The 18,410-nt window shown below is 40.7% G+C and carries 16 protein-coding genes; 11 read left to right on the top strand and 5 right to left on the bottom strand.

Translation table 11 applies throughout. The features are described 5' to 3' along the window. Positions 1–150: 150 nt before the first annotated feature. Positions 151–1,578: a sodium:alanine symporter family protein gene (locus tag SKA34_RS13875; RefSeq protein WP_006646162.1), complete on the top strand. Its 1,428-nt coding sequence runs from the start codon at positions 151–153 to the stop codon at positions 1,576–1,578. Between the two features lie 109 nt (positions 1,579–1,687). Next, a complete protein-coding gene (yaaA, locus tag SKA34_RS13880) occupies positions 1,688–2,461 on the top strand; it encodes a peroxide stress protein YaaA (protein WP_006646163.1) in 774 nt (257 codons plus the stop codon). A 93-nt stretch (positions 2,462–2,554) separates the two neighbouring features. Here the strand turns inward: yaaA and srmB are convergent, their stop codons facing one another. Together srmB and SKA34_RS13890 are read right to left on the bottom strand one after the other, a co-directional pair. Beyond that, complete coding sequence (srmB, locus tag SKA34_RS13885; protein ID WP_006646164.1) at positions 2,555–3,793, bottom strand: ATP-dependent RNA helicase SrmB; 1,239 nt, start codon at positions 3,791–3,793, stop codon at positions 2,555–2,557. A gap of 193 nt (positions 3,794–3,986) precedes the next feature. Continuing rightward, entirely contained in the window at positions 3,987–4,709 is a 723-nt protein-coding gene (locus SKA34_RS13890; RefSeq protein WP_006646165.1) for a tRNA1(Val) (adenine(37)-N6)-methyltransferase, read from the bottom strand. 373 nt (positions 4,710–5,082) lie between these two features. On the opposite strand from SKA34_RS13890, the gene brnQ reads away from it, so the two are divergent. Next, positions 5,083–6,396, top strand: a complete 1,314-nt coding sequence (brnQ, locus tag SKA34_RS13895) for a branched-chain amino acid transport system II carrier protein (RefSeq protein WP_006646166.1) — start codon at positions 5,083–5,085, stop codon at positions 6,394–6,396. Positions 6,397–6,471: 75 nt separating this feature from the next. On the opposite strand, the gene fldB is transcribed toward brnQ, so the two are convergent. Continuing rightward, positions 6,472–6,993 (bottom strand): flavodoxin FldB, encoded by a 522-nt coding sequence (gene fldB, locus SKA34_RS13900; protein ID WP_006646167.1) that lies wholly within the window; start codon positions 6,991–6,993, stop codon positions 6,472–6,474. A 214-nt stretch (positions 6,994–7,207) separates the two neighbouring features. Here fldB and xerD point away from each other — a divergent pair, with 214 nt between their 5' ends. The 7 genes from xerD to SKA34_RS13935 all read left to right on the top strand — a co-directional run bounded on the left by xerD (position 7,208) and on the right by SKA34_RS13935 (position 15,895). Beyond that, positions 7,208–8,104 carry a site-specific tyrosine recombinase XerD gene (gene xerD, locus SKA34_RS13905; protein WP_006646168.1) on the top strand — a complete coding sequence of 299 codons (897 nt, stop codon included), beginning with the start codon at positions 7,208–7,210 and terminating at the stop codon, positions 8,102–8,104. A 160-nt stretch (positions 8,105–8,264) separates the two neighbouring features. After that, a complete protein-coding gene (gene dsbC / locus SKA34_RS13910; RefSeq protein ID WP_006646169.1) occupies positions 8,265–8,993 on the top strand; it encodes a bifunctional protein-disulfide isomerase/oxidoreductase DsbC in 729 nt (242 codons plus the stop codon). A gap of 114 nt (positions 8,994–9,107) precedes the next feature. Further along, positions 9,108–10,832 carry a single-stranded-DNA-specific exonuclease RecJ gene (gene recJ, locus SKA34_RS13915; protein ID WP_006646170.1) on the top strand — a complete coding sequence of 575 codons (1,725 nt, stop codon included), beginning with the start codon at positions 9,108–9,110 and terminating at the stop codon, positions 10,830–10,832. Positions 10,833–11,011: 179 nt separating this feature from the next. Further along, positions 11,012–12,110, top strand: a protein-coding gene (gene prfB / locus SKA34_RS13920; RefSeq protein ID WP_157044499.1) for a peptide chain release factor 2 whose coding sequence is annotated in 2 segments (ribosomal slippage) — positions 11,012–11,086 and positions 11,088–12,110 — 1,098 coding nt in all. Because the reading frame shifts where the segments join, the coding sequence is not laid out codon by codon here. 32 nt (positions 12,111–12,142) lie between these two features. Next, a complete protein-coding gene (gene lysS, locus SKA34_RS13925; protein ID WP_006646174.1) occupies positions 12,143–13,648 on the top strand; it encodes a lysine--tRNA ligase in 1,506 nt (501 codons plus the stop codon). 338 nt (positions 13,649–13,986) lie between these two features. Then, positions 13,987–15,306, top strand: a complete 1,320-nt coding sequence (locus SKA34_RS13930; RefSeq protein WP_006646175.1) for a sigma-54 dependent transcriptional regulator — start codon at positions 13,987–13,989, stop codon at positions 15,304–15,306. A gap of 346 nt (positions 15,307–15,652) precedes the next feature. Further along, entirely contained in the window at positions 15,653–15,895 is a 243-nt protein-coding gene (locus SKA34_RS13935) for a hypothetical protein (protein WP_006646176.1), read from the top strand. A gap of 58 nt (positions 15,896–15,953) precedes the next feature. Here the strand turns inward: SKA34_RS13935 and SKA34_RS13940 are convergent, their stop codons facing one another. Further along, a complete protein-coding gene (locus SKA34_RS13940; protein ID WP_006646177.1) occupies positions 15,954–16,988 on the bottom strand; it encodes an NADP(H)-dependent aldo-keto reductase in 1,035 nt (344 codons plus the stop codon). 164 nt (positions 16,989–17,152) lie between these two features. On the opposite strand from SKA34_RS13940, the gene SKA34_RS13945 reads away from it, so the two are divergent. Beyond that, the gene (locus SKA34_RS13945) at positions 17,153–17,455 is read left to right on the top strand and encodes a DUF6482 family protein (RefSeq protein ID WP_006646178.1); all 303 of its coding nucleotides are present in this window, start codon (positions 17,153–17,155) and stop codon (positions 17,453–17,455) included. Between the two features lie 26 nt (positions 17,456–17,481). Here SKA34_RS13945 and mutH read toward each other — a convergent pair whose 3' ends face one another. Beyond that, positions 17,482–18,162 carry a DNA mismatch repair endonuclease MutH gene (mutH, locus tag SKA34_RS13950; RefSeq protein WP_006646179.1) on the bottom strand — a complete coding sequence of 227 codons (681 nt, stop codon included), beginning with the start codon at positions 18,160–18,162 and terminating at the stop codon, positions 17,482–17,484. Positions 18,163–18,410 lie beyond the last annotated feature (248 nt).

The following is an 18,410-nucleotide window of genomic DNA, read 5'->3' on the forward strand; positions in this document are numbered from 1 at the left end:
TAGAGCTACAAGAATAAGAGAGGGGATATCAATGTGTAATTGCTTTGTTTAGTTACTAAATTGTAATGATTTAGTTTGCGTTGCTGGGGTGGATACCACATCCATTGCCATTATTTATTCAATACGTACTGCGTTGTAGAAGGAACCCACTTGTCCAGCCAAATTACCTTTTTAAATGACTTACTTTGGGGCTCGGTATTAATTTATTTACTGATAGGAGTCGGTATTTACTTTACCTATCGTTTGAGCTTTATCCAGTTCCGTCATTTTGGACATATGTTTAAGGTGATGAAAAACAGTCGCAAATCAGACAGTGCAGGAATTTCTTCCTTCCAAGCATTATGTACGAGCTTAGCAGCTAGAGTCGGCACCGGTAACATGGCGGGAGTAGCTGTGGCCTTAACCTTGGGCGGCCCCGGCGCGATCTTTTGGATGTGGCTGATCGCTATGCTTGGGATGGCGACCGCTTTTGCTGAAAGTGCCTTAGCTCAGCTTTATAAAACCCGCGATGATGATGGTAATTATCGTGGTGGTCCTGCGTACTATATGGAAAAAGGGCTAGGCATGCGCTGGATGGGCGTTATGTTCTCGGTCTTTTTGATCATTGCTTTTGGTTTAGTGTTTAACTCGGTTCAAGCTAACTCGATAAGTCAGGCCGCTCTCGTCGCTTTTGGCTGGTCACCGATATATGTTGGGATTGGTCTTGTGATCATGACTGGAGTGATCATTTTTGGTGGTTTGCGTACTATCGCAAGAACGGCTGAAATTTTAGTTCCTGCAATGGCATTATGTTATCTGTTGCTTGCCCTTTATATTATGGCGATCAACATTGAAAAACTGCCTGACATTATCATGATGATTTTTCGTAGTGCTTTCGGTCTAGAAGAAGCGGCATCGGGTGCATTGGGTTATACCATCGCGCAAGGAATGATTAATGGATTAAAACGTGGATTATTTTCGAATGAAGCCGGCATGGGATCTGCACCGAATGCGGCAGCGTCTGCAACACCTTATCCGCCCCATCCTGCTTCGCAGGGATATGTGCAAATGCTCGGTGTGTTTATGGATACAATGGTGATCTGTTCATCCACTGTAGCAATTATTTTAATGTCAGGCGAATATGTTCCCCATAGTGAGGTGACAGGGATTGAGTTAACTCAGCGCGCCTTAAGCTCACAAGTCGGTGACTGGGGCTCTGTGTTTATTGCTGTTGCGATTTTCTTCTTTGCGTTTACATCACTCATTGCTAATTATTCTTATGCTGAAACCAACCTTATTTTTCTTGAGCATAACCATAAAATTGGATTGAATATTTTTCGTGTTGTAGTGCTATTTATGGTGATGTTTGGAGCGTTAGCTGATCTTCCAACGGTATGGGCAATGGCTGATGTATCAATGGGAATGATGGCACTGATTAACTTAGTCGCGATTGTTTTACTGTCAGGCACTGTGGTGAAGTTGGCCACTGATTATAATAAACAGTTATCTTTGGGTAAGGTGCCGACGTTTGATAGAAATGATTATCCAGAGCTACATGCGCAACTGGAAGAAGGGATCTGGGATAAGCAGAAATCATAATCATTGTTAAAGCCTATTATTGAAATAACTAAAGCCACCTAGTTTCTAAGTGGCTTTTTTATTGTTTAGTGTTAGTCTTTTTAAGTCAGACTTTAAAGGAAAAAGCCTTATGTTAATTGTGGTTTCCCCCGCTAAAACCCTTGATTATGAATCGCCATTGGCAACATCAACATTTACCTTACCAGAGCTTACGGATCATTCTGCTGAACTGATTGATGTATGTCGTGAACTTACGCCAATGGATATTGCAAGCTTGATGAAAGTCAGCGATAAAATTGCAGGTTTGAATGCTGCTCGTTTTGCCGACTGGCAGCCACAATTTACGCAAGACAATGCTCGTCAGGCAATATTGGCTTTTAAAGGTGATGTTTATACTGGTCTTGCAGCTGAAACGATGACAGAAGAACAGTTTGCTTATGCTCAACAGCATTTGCGTATACTTTCTGGTTTATATGGTTTATTGCGTCCATTAGATTTGATGCAACCTTACCGCTTAGAGATGGGAACGAAATTGGCGAACCTTCGCGGTACTAACTTGTATCAATTTTGGGGGGATATCATCACCGATAAATTGAACCAAGCATTAGCAGAGCAGGGCGATGATATTTTGATCAACCTTGCATCTAACGAATATTTTAAATCGGTGAAACCGAAGAAGTTGAATGCCCAACTGATCACGCCAGTTTTTAAAGATTGTAAGAACGGTAATTATAAAGTGATCAGCTTTTACGCTAAAAAAGCCCGTGGCATGATGGCACGTTACATTCTTGATAATCAAATCACATCGATTCAAGCATTAAAAGAATTTGATACCGCGGGTTACTATTTTGTAGAAGCGGAATCAACGGCGAAAGAATTAGTATTTAAGCGTGAAGAGCAATAGTAAAAAACAATTGTTTTGAAAGAAATAAGGCCAACTCATGAGAGTTGGCCTTATTGTTTTATCTCTGTTGTAAAAGAGACATTACGATTTAGCTTAGCCTTTTTTGGCCGCTTGTTTGATTTTCTTTTTCGCTTTCGCTTCTTTTACTTTTTTACTCACTTTTTTCTTTTTCTTCGCGGTGCTTGCTTTTTTGGTCTGTGGACGTAAGCCATGAATAAAGCGCTCTTGCACTTCTTCTTTCATGTAGCGGCTGATACGCTCGATCATGTTTTGATCATGTGCTTCAACCAAAGAAATTGCCGTTCCTTTCTTACCTGCTCGCGCAGTACGACCAATACGGTGTACATAAACTTCAGCTGTACGAGGTAGATCAAAGTTGATCACATGGCTTACATCAGGTAAATCAATACCACGTGCAGCCACGTCTGTCGCAATTAATACGTTCACAACACCATCACGAAAACGGGTGATCATGTTTGTACGTGCAGCCTGTGCCATTTCACCTTGGATCCAGTTACAAGGGATGCCCATGGCTTCTAGTTGACCACGAAGGATACCTAGACGCTCACGTGTTTTCACAAAGATAATTGTGCGTTCAGCTTGTTCTTTTATGATGTTTTCTAACAGAGCAAGCTTGTGATCCATGTTGTCACAACGAAGGTACATTTGGTGGATCTTTTTACGTTCGCGGCGAGAAGGATCTGCATTGACTTCAACAGGTTCATTCAAAATTGTTTCTGAAAACTCACGTACACCTTTACCTTCTAAGGTAGCGGAGAACAATAAGCTTTGACGACGCCAGCGACACTCATGGTTAAGACGTTCAACAATTTTACCAAAGCCCATATCTAACATGCGATCGGCTTCATCAAGGATCAAACACTCGACAGCGCGACAGTCAAACTTCTCAGCTTCAATGTACTCCATAAGACGCCCAGGTGTTGCTACGACGATATCCTGTGTTTTACCCAGCATTTCGGCATGTTCGTCATATGAGATACCACCTGTGATGGTAAATACTTTCAGTGTTGTATATTTTGCTAATGCTCTTGCTTGATCTGCAACTTGAATTGCAAGTTCACGCGTTGGCGTTAAGATCAGAATACGTGCAGGTCCTGGTCTTTTGCGTGGGAAATCTTGCAAGTGTTGGATCATCGGTAGAAGAAAGGCTGCTGTTTTTCCGGTCCCTGTTGGCGCAGAAGCCATTACATCTTTACCGTCAAGGGCATGAGGGATAGCCTGCGCTTGAACCACTGTTGGGCGGCTATAGCCGATTTCTTCAATTGCTCGTAACAGCTCGCTATCTAACTCTAATTCGGAAAAGTCTTTCACCAGTTATCTCTCCCAAGACAAATGCTAAGTGTCATTATCGTATGCCAATTGCAAAGAATAACAACAAGGGTATTAATATTTAAGGGGCGGCATTATAGCCACTCTTGGCGTAAGTGACACCGATTAAAACATAAAAACTTCAATCATTGATGATTATTACAACGTTTACAGGGCACATAAATGTCGTGTTAGGTTACATTTTCAGATAGAAATCTTTCGTTAATGCTTTGAATTTAATTGAATAATCACCATCTTTATGAATGCAAAGATGAGATGAATAACAGGTTTGTTTCTTTTTACTTAATTGCAGAAGCAATCGAATCGGTGCTTTTTTCTCGGTACTTTGGACATCGCAACGTTCGATACAATATAAATGATATTCAGCGGCGGCTTCAATTAAGCGCTGTCCTTCGTAACTTGGCAAGATAATGCTGGCGATCCCTTCTTCTGTGAGAAGCCACTGAAGCGTTTTAAGTAGCTGTTGATGGCTAAATGTATCGGTATGTCGAGCAGTGGCACGGTGTGATTGCTCTGCTTGTTGACCAAAGTTGAAATAGGGGGGATTACAAACAATTGCATTAACACTGTTAGGCTGCTGTGTATGTCGCCACGTAGTGACATCTTGTTCGATACAATGTAAGCGTTGATACCAGGGTGAATTTGTGAAATTTTGGCGTGCTGCCGCTGCGGCTTGTGGATCTATTTCGATAGCTTCTATAGTAATAGATGAAGCTAACGTGCTAGTTCTCTGTGCGGCCATAAGTGCTAATAAACCACTGCCAGTACCAATATCAACCACTTTACCTTGTTGAGGCATGGCAGCCCATGCTCCTAGCAATACCCCATCGGTACTGATAGGCATTCCGCAGTCTAAATCATTTACGTGAAATTGTTTAAAGCTAAAGCCGCGCGACATGGCTATTTCTTCCTGTGTTTTGAACTAAATAATGAAATAAAACGATTAATCGTAATCGTTATAACGACAACAATCACAGCTGTTTTTTGAGCTTTTTTGCTTCGATATAGTTAACTATTTTGTTTGATTTTTATTTATATTTTAATCTTTTACTATTATTTGGGTTTATACTCTGACTTTATGTCTTTACTTGGTTTTTTATTTTGGTTTCATTGCTGTGTTTATGGATTATGTAGTGTTTGTTTCGGTGCTATTGCCAAAAAAGCTGTTTTTATCCATTATGTTTTCGTTGGTTATATATGTTTAATTTTGCATCCAACGTAGATAATTATAAAAAACAACACATAACCCATAGAAGAGTGGAAGGTGCAGTTTGAAAAAGACACTCAAAGTAACAGATATTATAGCGTTAGGTTTTATGACTTTCGCTTTCTTTCTGGGGGCTGGGAATATTATTTTTCCACCATTAGCTGGTCAACTTGCCGGTGAAAATATGCTTTCGGCTATGTTTGGCTTTTTAGTCACAGCCGTTGGTCTACCTTTAATTGGCATTATCGCAGTTGCAATAGCGGGTGGTGGTTGGCAGGGGTTAACCCGTGATTTACCCTCAAAAATAGCAACATTAATGGCGGTGCTTATTTTTATTATTATTGGTCCTGCTTTTGCTGCGCCGCGAACAGGTTTAGTGGCTTATGAAATGGCAGTAAAACCATTTATGGCTGGAGACGCTGGTCAAGCAAGCTTAACGACTTTTTCTGTGATCTTTTTTGCAGTAGCCCTATTTTTTGCTTGGTCTCGTGGCAAGCTGATCGACATGATTGGTAAGTTCTTAACACCAGCGCTGTTTATCGTATTGGCTGCACTGGCCATTGCGGTATTTGTAAACCCACAAGGTTCGATTGTTGCAGCACAAGGTGAGTATGCAACATTGGCATTTACGAAAGGTTTCCTTGAAGGCTATAACACCATGGATACTTTCGCTGCCTTGATGTTTGGTATGCTGATTGTTGATGTGATCCGTAGTAAAGGTGTTAGTGATGAAAAAACAACCTGTACCTACCTGATCTACGCGGGTCTTATTGCTGCTGCAGGCTTAGCTTTTGTATATATCTCATTATTTTACTTAGGGGCAACAAGTACAGCGATAGCACCTAATGCGGGTAATGGTGGCACTATCTTAACTAGCTATGTGATGGCGTTATTTGGTGCACCGGGTCAGGTGATCCTTTCTGCAATTGTATTACTTGCCTGTTTAACGACAGCGATCGGTTTGATCAGTGCATGTGCTGATTACTTCAGTTCTTTAACCTCATTGTCTTACAAAAAGTGGGCAGTGATCTTGGCGGTAATATGTGCAGTAGTAGCTAATGTAGGTTTAAACCAGCTGATTGCGTTATCTGTACCTGTGTTATTTGCATTGTACCCAGTCGCTATTGCACTGGTAGCATTAACCTTAGTACGTAAATGGTTACCGAATCCACGTTTAGCATACCGTGCTGTGCTATTGGTTTCTTTTATCTTTAGCATGATTGATGTGGCGAAGTACTTGAAGTTTGATGTATCAATGTTCAGTGTTTTACCACTGTTTAATTATGGTATGGGTTGGGTATTACCTACTTTGATTGCGCTTGCGATTACACGTTTTTTCGGTGGCAACACGATGATATCAAAAGACAAGTTAGCGTAATTCACTGTAAAGGTAGACATAGAAAAGGGATGCAATGCGCATCCCTTTTTTTGACGGTATACTAAACGCCGTAGATCATAAGGTCTCGGCGTACTCAAGCATAATTTGCTCACACCATTGGGTGATTCGCTGGTCAGAAAGTTCATATTGACCATCTTCATCTAACGCTAAACCAACAAAAAATTGCTTATCGTCAGTGAGGGCTTTTGATGCTTCAAATTGGTAACTATCATCATTAGGCCAATAGCCAATAAATTGAACATTTGCTTCTAATAGTTTGTCATGCAGCATTCCCATCGCATCAAGGAACCACTCGGTGTAACCTTCTTGATCGCCCAAGCCAAACAATGCAATGGTTTTATTGGTTAGACGTAATCCATCAAGCTGCTGCCACACGGCTTCCCAATCTTCTTGCAGTTCACCAAAGTCCCAGGTTGAGATACCTAAAATAAGCATATCAAACTGGTTCATCTCATTGATATCTGATTCTTTAATATTATGCAGTTCAATCAGTTCAGTACCAATACAATCACGGATCTTTTCTGCTGCCATTTCGGTATAGCAGGTGGTTGAGCCATAAAACAAACCGATTTTCATGCTGAGTATCCTAGTATTTTTATTTATTGTTTGAGTGTACCTGTAATGACCTTAAAAGCTCAATAACGTGAATAAAAGCATCCGACATTTTTTCTATTATTATCTGTTGTTATAAGCCTCGTTACTTTTGCTTTAAAATATCCTATGATGGATGAAAGTACTGTGTTTTTATCCATGTGTTAAAGCTTTGCTAACACAGGTTTTGGAGTGATAAATGGAAAACGATGACGTTATTATCGAACGTTTTCTGGATGCGATGTGGATGGAGCGAGGATTATCTGAAAATACCTTGTCGTCTTACCGCAATGATTTAACCAAGCTATTACGCTGGTTAAAACAAGAGTCGCGTAATGTCATCAGTGTTTCAGTTGATGATTTACAGCGTTATCAACAATGGCTATTTGATAAAGATTATAAGCAAACCTCACGTGCTCGTATGGTTTCTGCTATTCGTCGTTTATTTCAATATTTACATCGTGAAAAGATGCGCGACGACGATCCGAGTGTGATGCTAGTGACACCTAAACTACCTAAACGCTTACCCAAAGATTTAAGTGAAGCGCAAGTTGATGCGTTATTAGAAGCGCCTGATGTTAATGATCCGATTGAGCTACGTGATAAAGCGATGCTTGAATTATTGTATGCAACAGGCTTACGTGTAACCGAGCTTGTGACATTAACAATGGAAAATATTAGCTTGCGCCAAGGTGTTGTGCGGATCACTGGTAAAGGTGATAAAGAGCGATTAGTCCCGATGGGAGAAAATGCCGTCGATTGGATTGAACAATTTATTGAAACAGGGCGTCCGCAACTACTGGGAGAAAAAAGCTCTGATGTGTTATTTCCTAGTCGCCGAGCAAGACAAATGACCCGTCAAACCTTTTGGCATCGGATTAAACACTATGCGGTTTTAGCGGGAATTGACGCAGATACATTATCACCTCACGTGATGCGTCACGCCTTTGCAACGCACTTATTAAATTACGGTGCCGATCTTCGTGTGGTACAAATGTTGCTTGGACATAGTGACCTATCAACCACACAAATTTATACCCATGTTGCAACGGAAAGGTTAAAACAATTACACCAAACTCACCATCCTCGCGCATAATTGTGAGAGAGTGTTAGGTAAATTAGTGAATACTATTTGCGTTCCGTTAGAGTTAACTTATTCTTGCCTAACAAATGATAGTAGAAAATTTGAAACTATTTTACGATGGATTAGGTCTCATAAAGATTGAGAATATCATCATTAATTAAGGATAAATTAAATGCACTTTATCAGCCGAACAATTGTGGCAACAGCGGTTGCTTTAACGGCTTTTTCAGCGGCAGCAAAGCCAGATGAAGCGGCGATTAGTCAGCAACTTGCTAAAATAGGCTTAACCCCTTCATCGATTGAAGCGTCTCCGATTTCAGGATTAAATGAAATCATGACAGAGCGTGGCATTGTTTATGCTTCTGATGATGGTAAGTATTTTGTCGTTGGCCACTTATACGAAAATAATGGTGTGCAGCCTGTTAACTTAACAGAGCAAAAAATGGCAAAAATGAACAAGGATAAAATTGCAGCGATGGGAAAAGACATGATTGTCTATCCTGCAAAGAACGAAAAATATGTCGTTACCGTGTTCACCGATACAAGCTGTGGTTACTGCCGTAAATTACATAATGAGATCAAAGGATATAATGACGAAGGTATTACTGTTCGTTATTTAGCTTTCCCTCGTGGTGGTGAGCGTTCTAGCAACTTTAATCAAATGAGTGCGATCTGGGGGGCTAAAGATCGTGCAAAAGCGATGGATGATGCGAAGAGTGGCAATTTTGATACAAGTAAGATCACACCTCGTCCAGATTTAGTGCGTGCACAATACGAGCTTGGTGTCGCAATGGGTGTGAACGGTACGCCTGCTATTGTTCTTGCTGATGGTACGATGATCCCTGGTTATCAGCCGCCTGCAGCATTACGTCAGCTACTTGATAGCCAACCAAAAAGCTAATTTATCGTAGCCGATGATGGAATAATAGAAAGCCTGAGCATTATGTTCAGGCTTTTTTGTTATAGGCTATTTCGTTACTATGAAAAGATAATAATACTGATAAGAAGCCTGATTATGATTGAAATTAAACGTCGCCCTTTAGCAGATACTGAGGGGTTCTCAGATCAAGTTCCTCCGATCTTACAACGTATTTATGCTAGCCGTGGGATCAAAAATGATGCTGAGTTAGAGCGTAGTGCCAAGGGGCTACTTAATTACAATCAGCTTCATGGTATGACTAGTGCAGTTCAGTTGTTAGTGGATGCACTTTCGCAAAATACACGAATTATCATTGTTGGTGATTTTGATGCTGATGGCGCAACAAGTTCAGCATTATCTGTGCTAGCGCTTCGTATGCTCGGCTGCAAAAATGTTGATTATTTAGTGCCTAACCGTTTCGATGATGGATATGGCCTGAGTCCTGAAGTGGTAGAGCAAGCCATTGAACGTGGCGCAGAGCTGATTATGACCGTGGATAACGGGGTCTCATCGATTGCTGGCGTTGCGGTAGCGAAAGAAAAAGGATTGACCGTATTAGTTACCGATCACCACTTGCCAGGCGACTGTTTACCGATCGCTGATGCGATTGTTAATCCCAATTTGAATGAGTGTGGATTTCCATCTAAAGCGCTATGTGGTGTCGGGGTTGCTTTCTACCTCATGTTGGCACTGCGCGCTGAATTGCGTCAGAGAGGCTGGTTTGAACAGCAAGGTATCGCCATGCCTAATCTGGCTGAATTACTCGATTTAGTTGCACTGGGAACCGTAGCAGATGTCGTCGCACTCGATGGCAATAATCGTATTTTAGTTCATCAAGGCTTACAACGTATTCGTGCGGGTAAGTGTCGTCCTGGTATTCAAGCGCTAATTGAAGTTGCCAATCGCGATTCGGCGCGTTTAGTGACCAGTGACTTAGGGTTTGCCTTAGGGCCTCGTATTAATGCCGCAGGACGATTAGATGATATGTCGTTTGGGGTTGAACTTCTGTTGTGTGACAACATTCAATCAGCGCGTCGTATGGCATCAGAGCTAGATGGCTTAAATCAGACTCGAAAAGAAATAGAGCAGGGCATGAAAGATGAGGCCTTAGCGATTTGTGAGCGTTTGAAGTTTAATCAGCAAGATATGCCTTATGGTTTAGTGCTATTCCAGCGTGATTGGCACCAAGGTGTGATTGGTATTTTAGCCTCACGCATTAAAGATAAATATCATCGTCCAGTGATCGCATTTGCCGATGCGGGTAACGGTGAAATTAAAGGCTCATGTCGCTCAATTACAGGGTTACATATGCGCGATGCGTTAGATCTTGTCGATACTCAAAATCCTGGGATGATTTTGAAATTTGGTGGTCACGCGATGGCGGCAGGGCTCACTATCCCTGAAGATAAATTAGAAGCTTTTAGTAAAGCTTTTGATGCGGTGGTTCGCAATGCGCTTGATGAAGATGCACTGAAAGGGGTATTGATGACAGATGGTGAGTTAGGTGGTCATGAATTAAACCTAGATGTAGCTGAAATTCTTCGTGCTGGTGGTCCTTGGGGACAACAATTTCCAGAGCCAACCTTTGATGGCACTTTCCGATTATTACACCAAAAGTTAGTAGGCGGGAAACACCTTAAGATTATGGTCGAGCCCTTAAGTGGCGGTAGTGTGATTGATGCTATCGCTTTTAATGTGGATGTGAAACGTTGGCCTGATGCATCGGTCCAGCAAGTTGGGTTGGTTTATCGGTTAGATGTAAACGAGTACCGAGGAAATCGCAGTGTGCAATTGATGGTTGAAGAGTTAATCGCGAAATAAGTATTATTTTCAACTTTTGACTATGAATATCTTAGTGGTGAGGTTTTCAAGGCTGATTAAGCCAAGAATCTCGCCATTTTCTTAATAATTTTCTTATAACCTTTCTCTCCCTCTGTATATTCTATCTACAATTCGATAGAATCTTGCGGTTATGTCCATTTCGACAATGAAGAGTGGCAATGTTCGAGATTAATCCTATTAAAAACCGACTTGAGGATGTGTCAGCACGTACTGATACCCTTAGGGGGTACCTTTGACTACGATGCCAAGAAAGAGCGTCTAGAAGAGGTAAACGCAGAATTAGAGCAACCAGATGTATGGAATGAACCTGATCGCGCACAAGCGTTAGGTAAAGAGCGTTCATCACTGGAAGCTGTAGTTGAAACCATTGACCTACTAGATCAAGGCGTTGAAGACGTTGAAGGTTTATTAGAGCTGGCGGTAGAAGAAAACGATCAAGAAACATTTGATGAGATTGAACCGGAGTTAGCAGAGCTTGAAGCTAAGTTAGCTAAGTTAGAGTTTCGTCGTATGTTTGCAGGCGATCACGATGCCTCTGATTGTTACCTTGACCTTCAAGCAGGTTCTGGTGGTACAGAAGCACAAGATTGGACTTCAATGATGCTACGCATGTATTTGCGTTGGGCTGATGCCAAAGGTTTTAAAACCGAAATCATTGAAATCTCTGATGGTGATGTTGCCGGTCTGAAATCGGTTACCGTTAGAATCAGTGGAGAGTATGCTTATGGCTGGTTACGAACTGAAACAGGCGTTCATCGTTTAGTGCGTAAGTCGCCGTTTGATTCAGGTGGTCGTCGTCATACTTCTTTTGCTTCAGCATTCGTTTATCCTGAAATTGATGACAATATCGTGATTGATATTAACCCATCAGATTTACGTATTGACGTATACCGTGCATCAGGCGCGGGTGGTCAGCACGTTAACACCACGGAATCTGCGGTACGTATTACCCACCTTCCAACGAACATTGTGGTGCAGTGTCAGAACGATCGCTCTCAGCATAAAAACAAAGATCAGGCAATGAAGCAGTTAAAAGCGAAATTGTTTGAATATGAGATGCAAAAGCAAAATGCTGAAAAGCAAGCCAGTGAAGATACCAAATCCGACATTGGTTGGGGTAGTCAAATTCGTTCATACGTCTTAGATGACTCTCGCATTAAAGATTTACGTACTGGGGTGGAAAATCGTAACACCCAAGCAGTATTGGACGGTGATTTAGACCGTTTTATAGAAGCAAGCCTGAAATCAGGTCTTTAACCGAATTTCGGTAAAAATTTAAGGGTTACCCCATGACTGATCAATTACAAGATGAGAATAAGCTGATTGCCGAGCGTCGCGCTAAATTAGATATGATCCGCGAAAACTGCAAAGCAAATGGCCACCCAAATGATTTCCGTCGCGATAGCTTAGCGGCAGATCTAAATGCAAAATACGGCGAAATGACCAAAGAAGAGCTTGAAGAAGCGGGTCATGTATTTGCAATCGCGGGCCGTATTATGGCTAAGCGTGGTCCTTTCTTAGCTATTCAAGATGTATCTGGTCGTATTCAGGCTTACGCATCAAAAGATGTGCAGAAAGAGCTAAAAGAGAAGTATTCAGGCTTAGATATCGGTGACATTATCGGTATCAAAGGTACGCTTCATAAGTCAGGTAAAGGTGATCTTTACGTGAATATGGATGAGTACGAGCTGCTAACTAAAGCACTGCGTCCTTTACCTGAAAAATTTCATGGCTTAACTGATCAAGAAATGCGTTACCGTCAGCGTTACGTTGATCTTATCGTTAACGACGACTCACGTCATGCATTTGTGGTTCGTTCAAAAGTGGTATCTGCGATCCGTAGCTTCATGGTAACGAAAGGCTTCATGGAAGTTGAAACACCAATGATGCATGTGATCCCTGGTGGTGCAACAGCACGTCCATTTATCACACACCATAACGCACTAGATATCGATATGTACCTACGCGTTGCACCAGAGCTTTACCTTAAGCGTCTAGTAGTTGGTGGTTTTGAGCGTGTATTCGAAATTAACCGTAACTTCCGTAACGAAGGTCTATCTCCTCGTCATAACCCTGAATTCACAATGATGGAATTCTACATGGCGTACGCAGATTACAACGATCTGATGGATCTGACCGAAGAAATGCTTAGCAGCATCGCGATTGATGTTCTTGGGTCTTCTAAAATGCCATACGGTGAGTTTGAAGTTGAATTTGCAGGCCCATACACACGTATGAGCATGCTAGATGCAATCAAGCAGTACAACCCAGAGCACGAAGAAATCCAAGCATTAACTTACGAAGGCGTTGCTGATCGTGAGCTAATGGTGAAGATTGCTAAATCTGTACACGTTGATGTTGAAGATTTCTGGACTTGTGGTCAGCTGTTAGAAGAGATCTTCGGTGAAACCGCTGAACCTCAATTAATGCAACCAACCTTCATTACTGAGTACCCAGCAGATATTTCTCCACTTGCTCGTCGTAACGATGAAAACCCATTCATTACAGACCGTTTTGAATTCTTCATCGGCGGTCGTGAAGTTGCGAATGGTTTCTCTGAGCTTAATGATGCACAAGATCAAGACCAACGCTTTAAAGCACAGGTTGATGCTAAAGATGCGGGTGATGATGAAGCAATGTACTACGATGCAGATTACATTACTGCACTAGAGCATGGCTTACCACCAACAGCGGGTCAAGGTATTGGTATCGATCGCCTAGTGATGTTATTTACCAATACACATACTATTCGTGACGTGATTCTATTCCCAGCGATGCGCCCTCAAAGCAACTAATTCTAAGCCCTGATATAAAAAGCCACCGTTTAACGGTGGTTTTTTTTGCTAAAAACAAACTTGTATAATATTTTACCTTACATTTCGTAGTGCTATTTTTAATTTATTGCATTAAAAATAAATGTGATATTTACAATCATTCATTAAGATTGTGACGTATTTCGACAATATATAACTTTTAAGATGAAAATTAGATGCATAGTTTGAATTTTATAGTAAACATGTTGCGCACTGGTGTGGCGTACATATAGTATTGTTAAGTATTTGGTTCGGTGACGATTAATACACATTACAACAACAGTCGTGCTACGTAATAACGTTATCAAGGGCGATTAGGGATGGATAAACGAAATAAGATCGGGGCAGCGAATTCAATTGTTGTCTTTGGCGGAGTGAATCAAAAGTGGCTTCCATCAATGGAGGCGGCTGGATGGTCATGTCACCGTTGCTATGATTTACGCGCAGCAGAATCTTTATTGTTAGAAATGGGCCCCTGTGTAGGTGTTGTTGATCTAAGTAATGATGATTTCAGTTTGCATAGTTTAGCCGCACTAGTGAATCGTAATAAGCAAGTGCGCTGGATAGCGATTGTGCGTGATGAACAATTAAATAATGAAGCTATAAGCCAATTTATTGTGAATTTTTGCTTAGATTATTTTTCTACTCCTGTTCCTTGTGAGCGACTAAAACAAACCATTGGTCACCAAAGTGGAATGTTAGCGTTAGAACGTCAAGTTTGGCCTCAACTAGGTCAGTTCGGACAACAAGGCTTGCAAGGTAATACGCCGGTGATGAAGAAACTTCGTGATCAAGTTAAGCGTGTTGCATTAAGTGATGTACCTGTTTTGATCAATGGTGAAATCGGTACCGGAAAATTGGTAGTAGCAGATGCATTACATCAAGCTTCGGTTCGAGTCAAAAAGCCGTTAGTACGTGTTAATTGTGAAAGTTTACAAGCCGGATGGATAAATGAGGTTGGAAAAAATTCTTATCTCGATTACGCCAATAACGGTGTGTTAGTGCTTAATGAGTTTACTTTACTTGCAGATGATCGAAAAAAAGAAGTACTGAAAATACTCAGTGATGGTGTCTATTATCATCCTGATGGCGGTATTTTAACATTAGATATCCGTTTTATAGCCACCAGTAGCCACAATTTTGAAGATCTATCAGAGTTAGATACTTTAACCCGAGATCTCTATTTTAGATTAAATGTGGTGTCACTAACAGTACCTGCTTTACGTGAAAGAGGCAGTGATATTGTACTATTAGCAGAGTTTCTATTATTAAAATATGCAAGGCAATATAATAGTGTTGCTAAAACGTTTTCTGAACAGGCTAAAGCGATGTTGCTTCAATATCAATGGCCCGGCAATGTCCGTGAATTAATTAGTCAAATTAAGCGTTCAGTATTACTGGTTGAAACTAAGTGTATTGAAGCGGAGCATTTAGATATTCCCCGTGTTACTGAAGATAAGCAAAGTTTAAAGAAAATTCGTGAAGAATCGGAACGAACGGCGTTATTAACAGTATTAGAAAATAACAAAGGGCAAATCTCAGCAGCAGCGAGAGAGCTAGGTGTATCTCGCGCCACTATGTATCGATTGCTGAATAAGCATGACTTGATCCCACCTCCTCGTTGTTTCCGACAAGGTTAATCTCATTTAGCTTTTATTGATTAATTAATACAACAGCGACCGCAAGGTGGCTGTTTTTGTTTTAGAGCTAAATATCATTCTCTCTACCAATATTACATAAACGTTTATGCTGATATTTCATGAAAATATTGGTTTTAAATTAGTCTATAGCGAATAAAAGTAGAATCTTATAGCATAAAAACATGTAGTTACACTAGCGGCGTAAATTTACTTGTTATGTGTTAATGATTAGTTAATATTGGTTTTAAGCATATCTCACCAATTTGAAAATGTCGGATTCTTTAGTAAAAGAAGAATGACATGGTTAGAGTGCGAATCTCAATTTAAAACCAAGGAGAATGTCATTATGCGCCAGTCTGTGTATATCCGATTTGCTATTTTTTTAATCCAACAAGATGTTAAACGAGAAGAGGCGGTATGGCGACATCAGCAACGTCGAGTCAGTGTATATTTACCTGTTCCTTCTCCTCACTTACTGCGGGATGTGGGTGTTGAGAATGATGGACGTATTGCATTGAGTCATCTTGTTCATGCTGAGCGTAAAGTTCGTCATCTCAGACGAACATTAAGATTTAGACACAACACGTAAGGAGTAAGGCCAGTAAGTATTTTTATTTGCTGGCCAAACTTTACGTGATATTCAAACCCTAAGGGCAAGGGTTTGAGTATTGAATACCAACTTGCTCTAAATCTGTCATAACTTCTTCAGAAAGCATGAGATCAATACTGTTTATATTGTTTTCTAGCTGTTCCAGCGTAGTTGCACCGATGATATTTGCCGCAACAAAAGGACGTTGATTAACAAACGCGAGTGCCATTTGGGCAGGATCGAGCCCGTGCTTATTAGCCACATCAATATAAGCTTGTGTAGCTTGAATACCTTGATGATTAAAATAGCGCGAAAAGCGAGGAAACTCAGTGCATCGCGCCCCTTTTGGCTTGGCATTATTTAAGTATTTACCACTTAATGCACCAAAAGCTAATGGAGAATAGGCGAGTAGCTCGACACCTTCATGATGGCTAATTTCAGAAAGACCGACTTCAAAACTACGGTTAAGTAAATTGTAGGGATTTTGAATGGATACGATTCTTGGTAAATTGTGTTTTTCTGCGAGTTGTAGGTAAGACATTACTCCCCAAGGAGTTTCATTAGAAACACCGATATATCTTATTTTTCCTGCTGTGACTAACTCACTTAATGCCTCTAGTGTTTCAATTAACGTAACACCAGAATGATCTTCTTCATAATGGTAGTTTAATTTACCAAAACAATTGGTTTGCCGTTGAGGCCAGTGCAATTGGTAGAGATCGATATAATCGGTTTTTAACCGTATTAAACTATCATTCACTGCATCATGAATATGACGTCGATTAAGTGACATATTGTCACGAATATAAGGCACATTGCGTGGGCCTGCCACTTTGGTTGCAATAACAACTCTATCTCGTAATTGTGTTTTTTCTAGCCAATTACCAATATAACTTTCTGTTAAACCTTGTGTATTAGCATTTGGTGGTACGGGATACATTTCAGCAGTATCAATAAAATTAATACCGTGTTCGACGGCCAGATCTAATTGGCTATGGGCTTCATCCTCATTATTTTGTTCACCAAATGTCATGGTACCGAGGCAAATCTTACTGATCTCTAAACTAGAATGCGGGATCTTATGGTATTTCATTCGCTGTCCTTGCCATTAATGTATTTGATTTGACTATAGCTTGAAGCGTTTGGAGTGAGAAGTGTAATTAAAGATGAAATGAATATTATATTACGAACTTGATAGGGGGAGAAAACTGACACATAGTTAATGTTAGATCTTTTATTTTTTAGTGTGGATAAACAATGAAGCTATCTCAATTAAAGCCATGGATTAAAGCATCACCGAATAAGATCCCACATTGTGTATTAACATGTTACGCGGGGTATTCTGAATACCTGATGGAAATTGAATATAAGCATCAGTTACAGCCACTTAAAGATGAGCAAGATAACTTACTGCATTTTAAGACAATTGAGCAGGCACAGACGCTATTAAAGTCAGTTGGGATCAGTAATATGACGTTACGTTTAACTGATCCCTATGATGAATTCTTACCTGAAGGGATCACTGCTGCTTGTGAAGAAGATATGGTGCTGTATTTTTAGTCCAGCGGTGTAACGCAGCATACTTTTTAAATAAAGTATCGGGCTAAAATTTCTGCGGTAAAGTGTGTTTTTAAATAAAAACCACGAGGTAAGGTTTTGATAGGCTGTCCATTTGCGCCATAGGCTTCCGTTAGTACTTTACTATTTGCCGCTTTTGGTCGTAATTGCAGTACCTCGCCATGGCGTGCTGTGATGTGCTCGACTTGGCCGAGTACAATCATATCCATTAACTCTTCCCAGTCTTGTTTTAACTGAGCATCTTCCTCTATCGATGGACTCCAAATTAATGGCGATCCAACATGGCGATTTGCTAAGGGAATATCTCGCTCACCTTCGACTGGGATCCATAAGACCCGTGAGAGCTTATGACGAATATGGCTCATTTCCCAACGTAATCCTTGTACCCCAATTAAAGGAGCGACACAAACAAAAGTTGTTTCTAATGGTTTACCATTATAGCCAATAGGGATCGTTTTAAGCTCAATACCAAGATCGATAAAGTCAGGAACGGGTTTACTTCCAGCTGTTGCACCTAAATGCCATTCTAACAGTTGCCCAACCCACCCTTTATCTCTTTTCAGATCAGCTGGTGGAATAATACCTGCAAGATCGGCTAATTCTCCAAGCGTTAACCCTGCTAGTTGTTGGGCACGATTGAGTAGTTCTTGTTCAGTGAGGGGGGCCGATGGTTGCTCAGGTTTTGGCATAGTGCTACGCGTTGATCATGATCTAGATAAGAAGATTAAAGATCATAACATAGCTTTTTCCTGTTTGAGTGGGTAAATCTAGAGAAAAGGATCATTTTAAAAGATATCCACAGAATATTTTTATGAAATATTTTTTTTGATGTTAACTGTTTAAATAGACAGGCTAAAGTTGGTGTTTTATGCATCTTGGCTATCTTATGTTCGAACGTTTTTTTTGTGTGGTGTGGATAAAACTAGAATTGATTGAT

It is taken from the genome of Photobacterium sp. SKA34 (genome assembly GCF_000153325.1).
In the GTDB taxonomy this organism is placed as follows: Bacteria; Pseudomonadota; Gammaproteobacteria; order Enterobacterales; family Vibrionaceae; genus Photobacterium.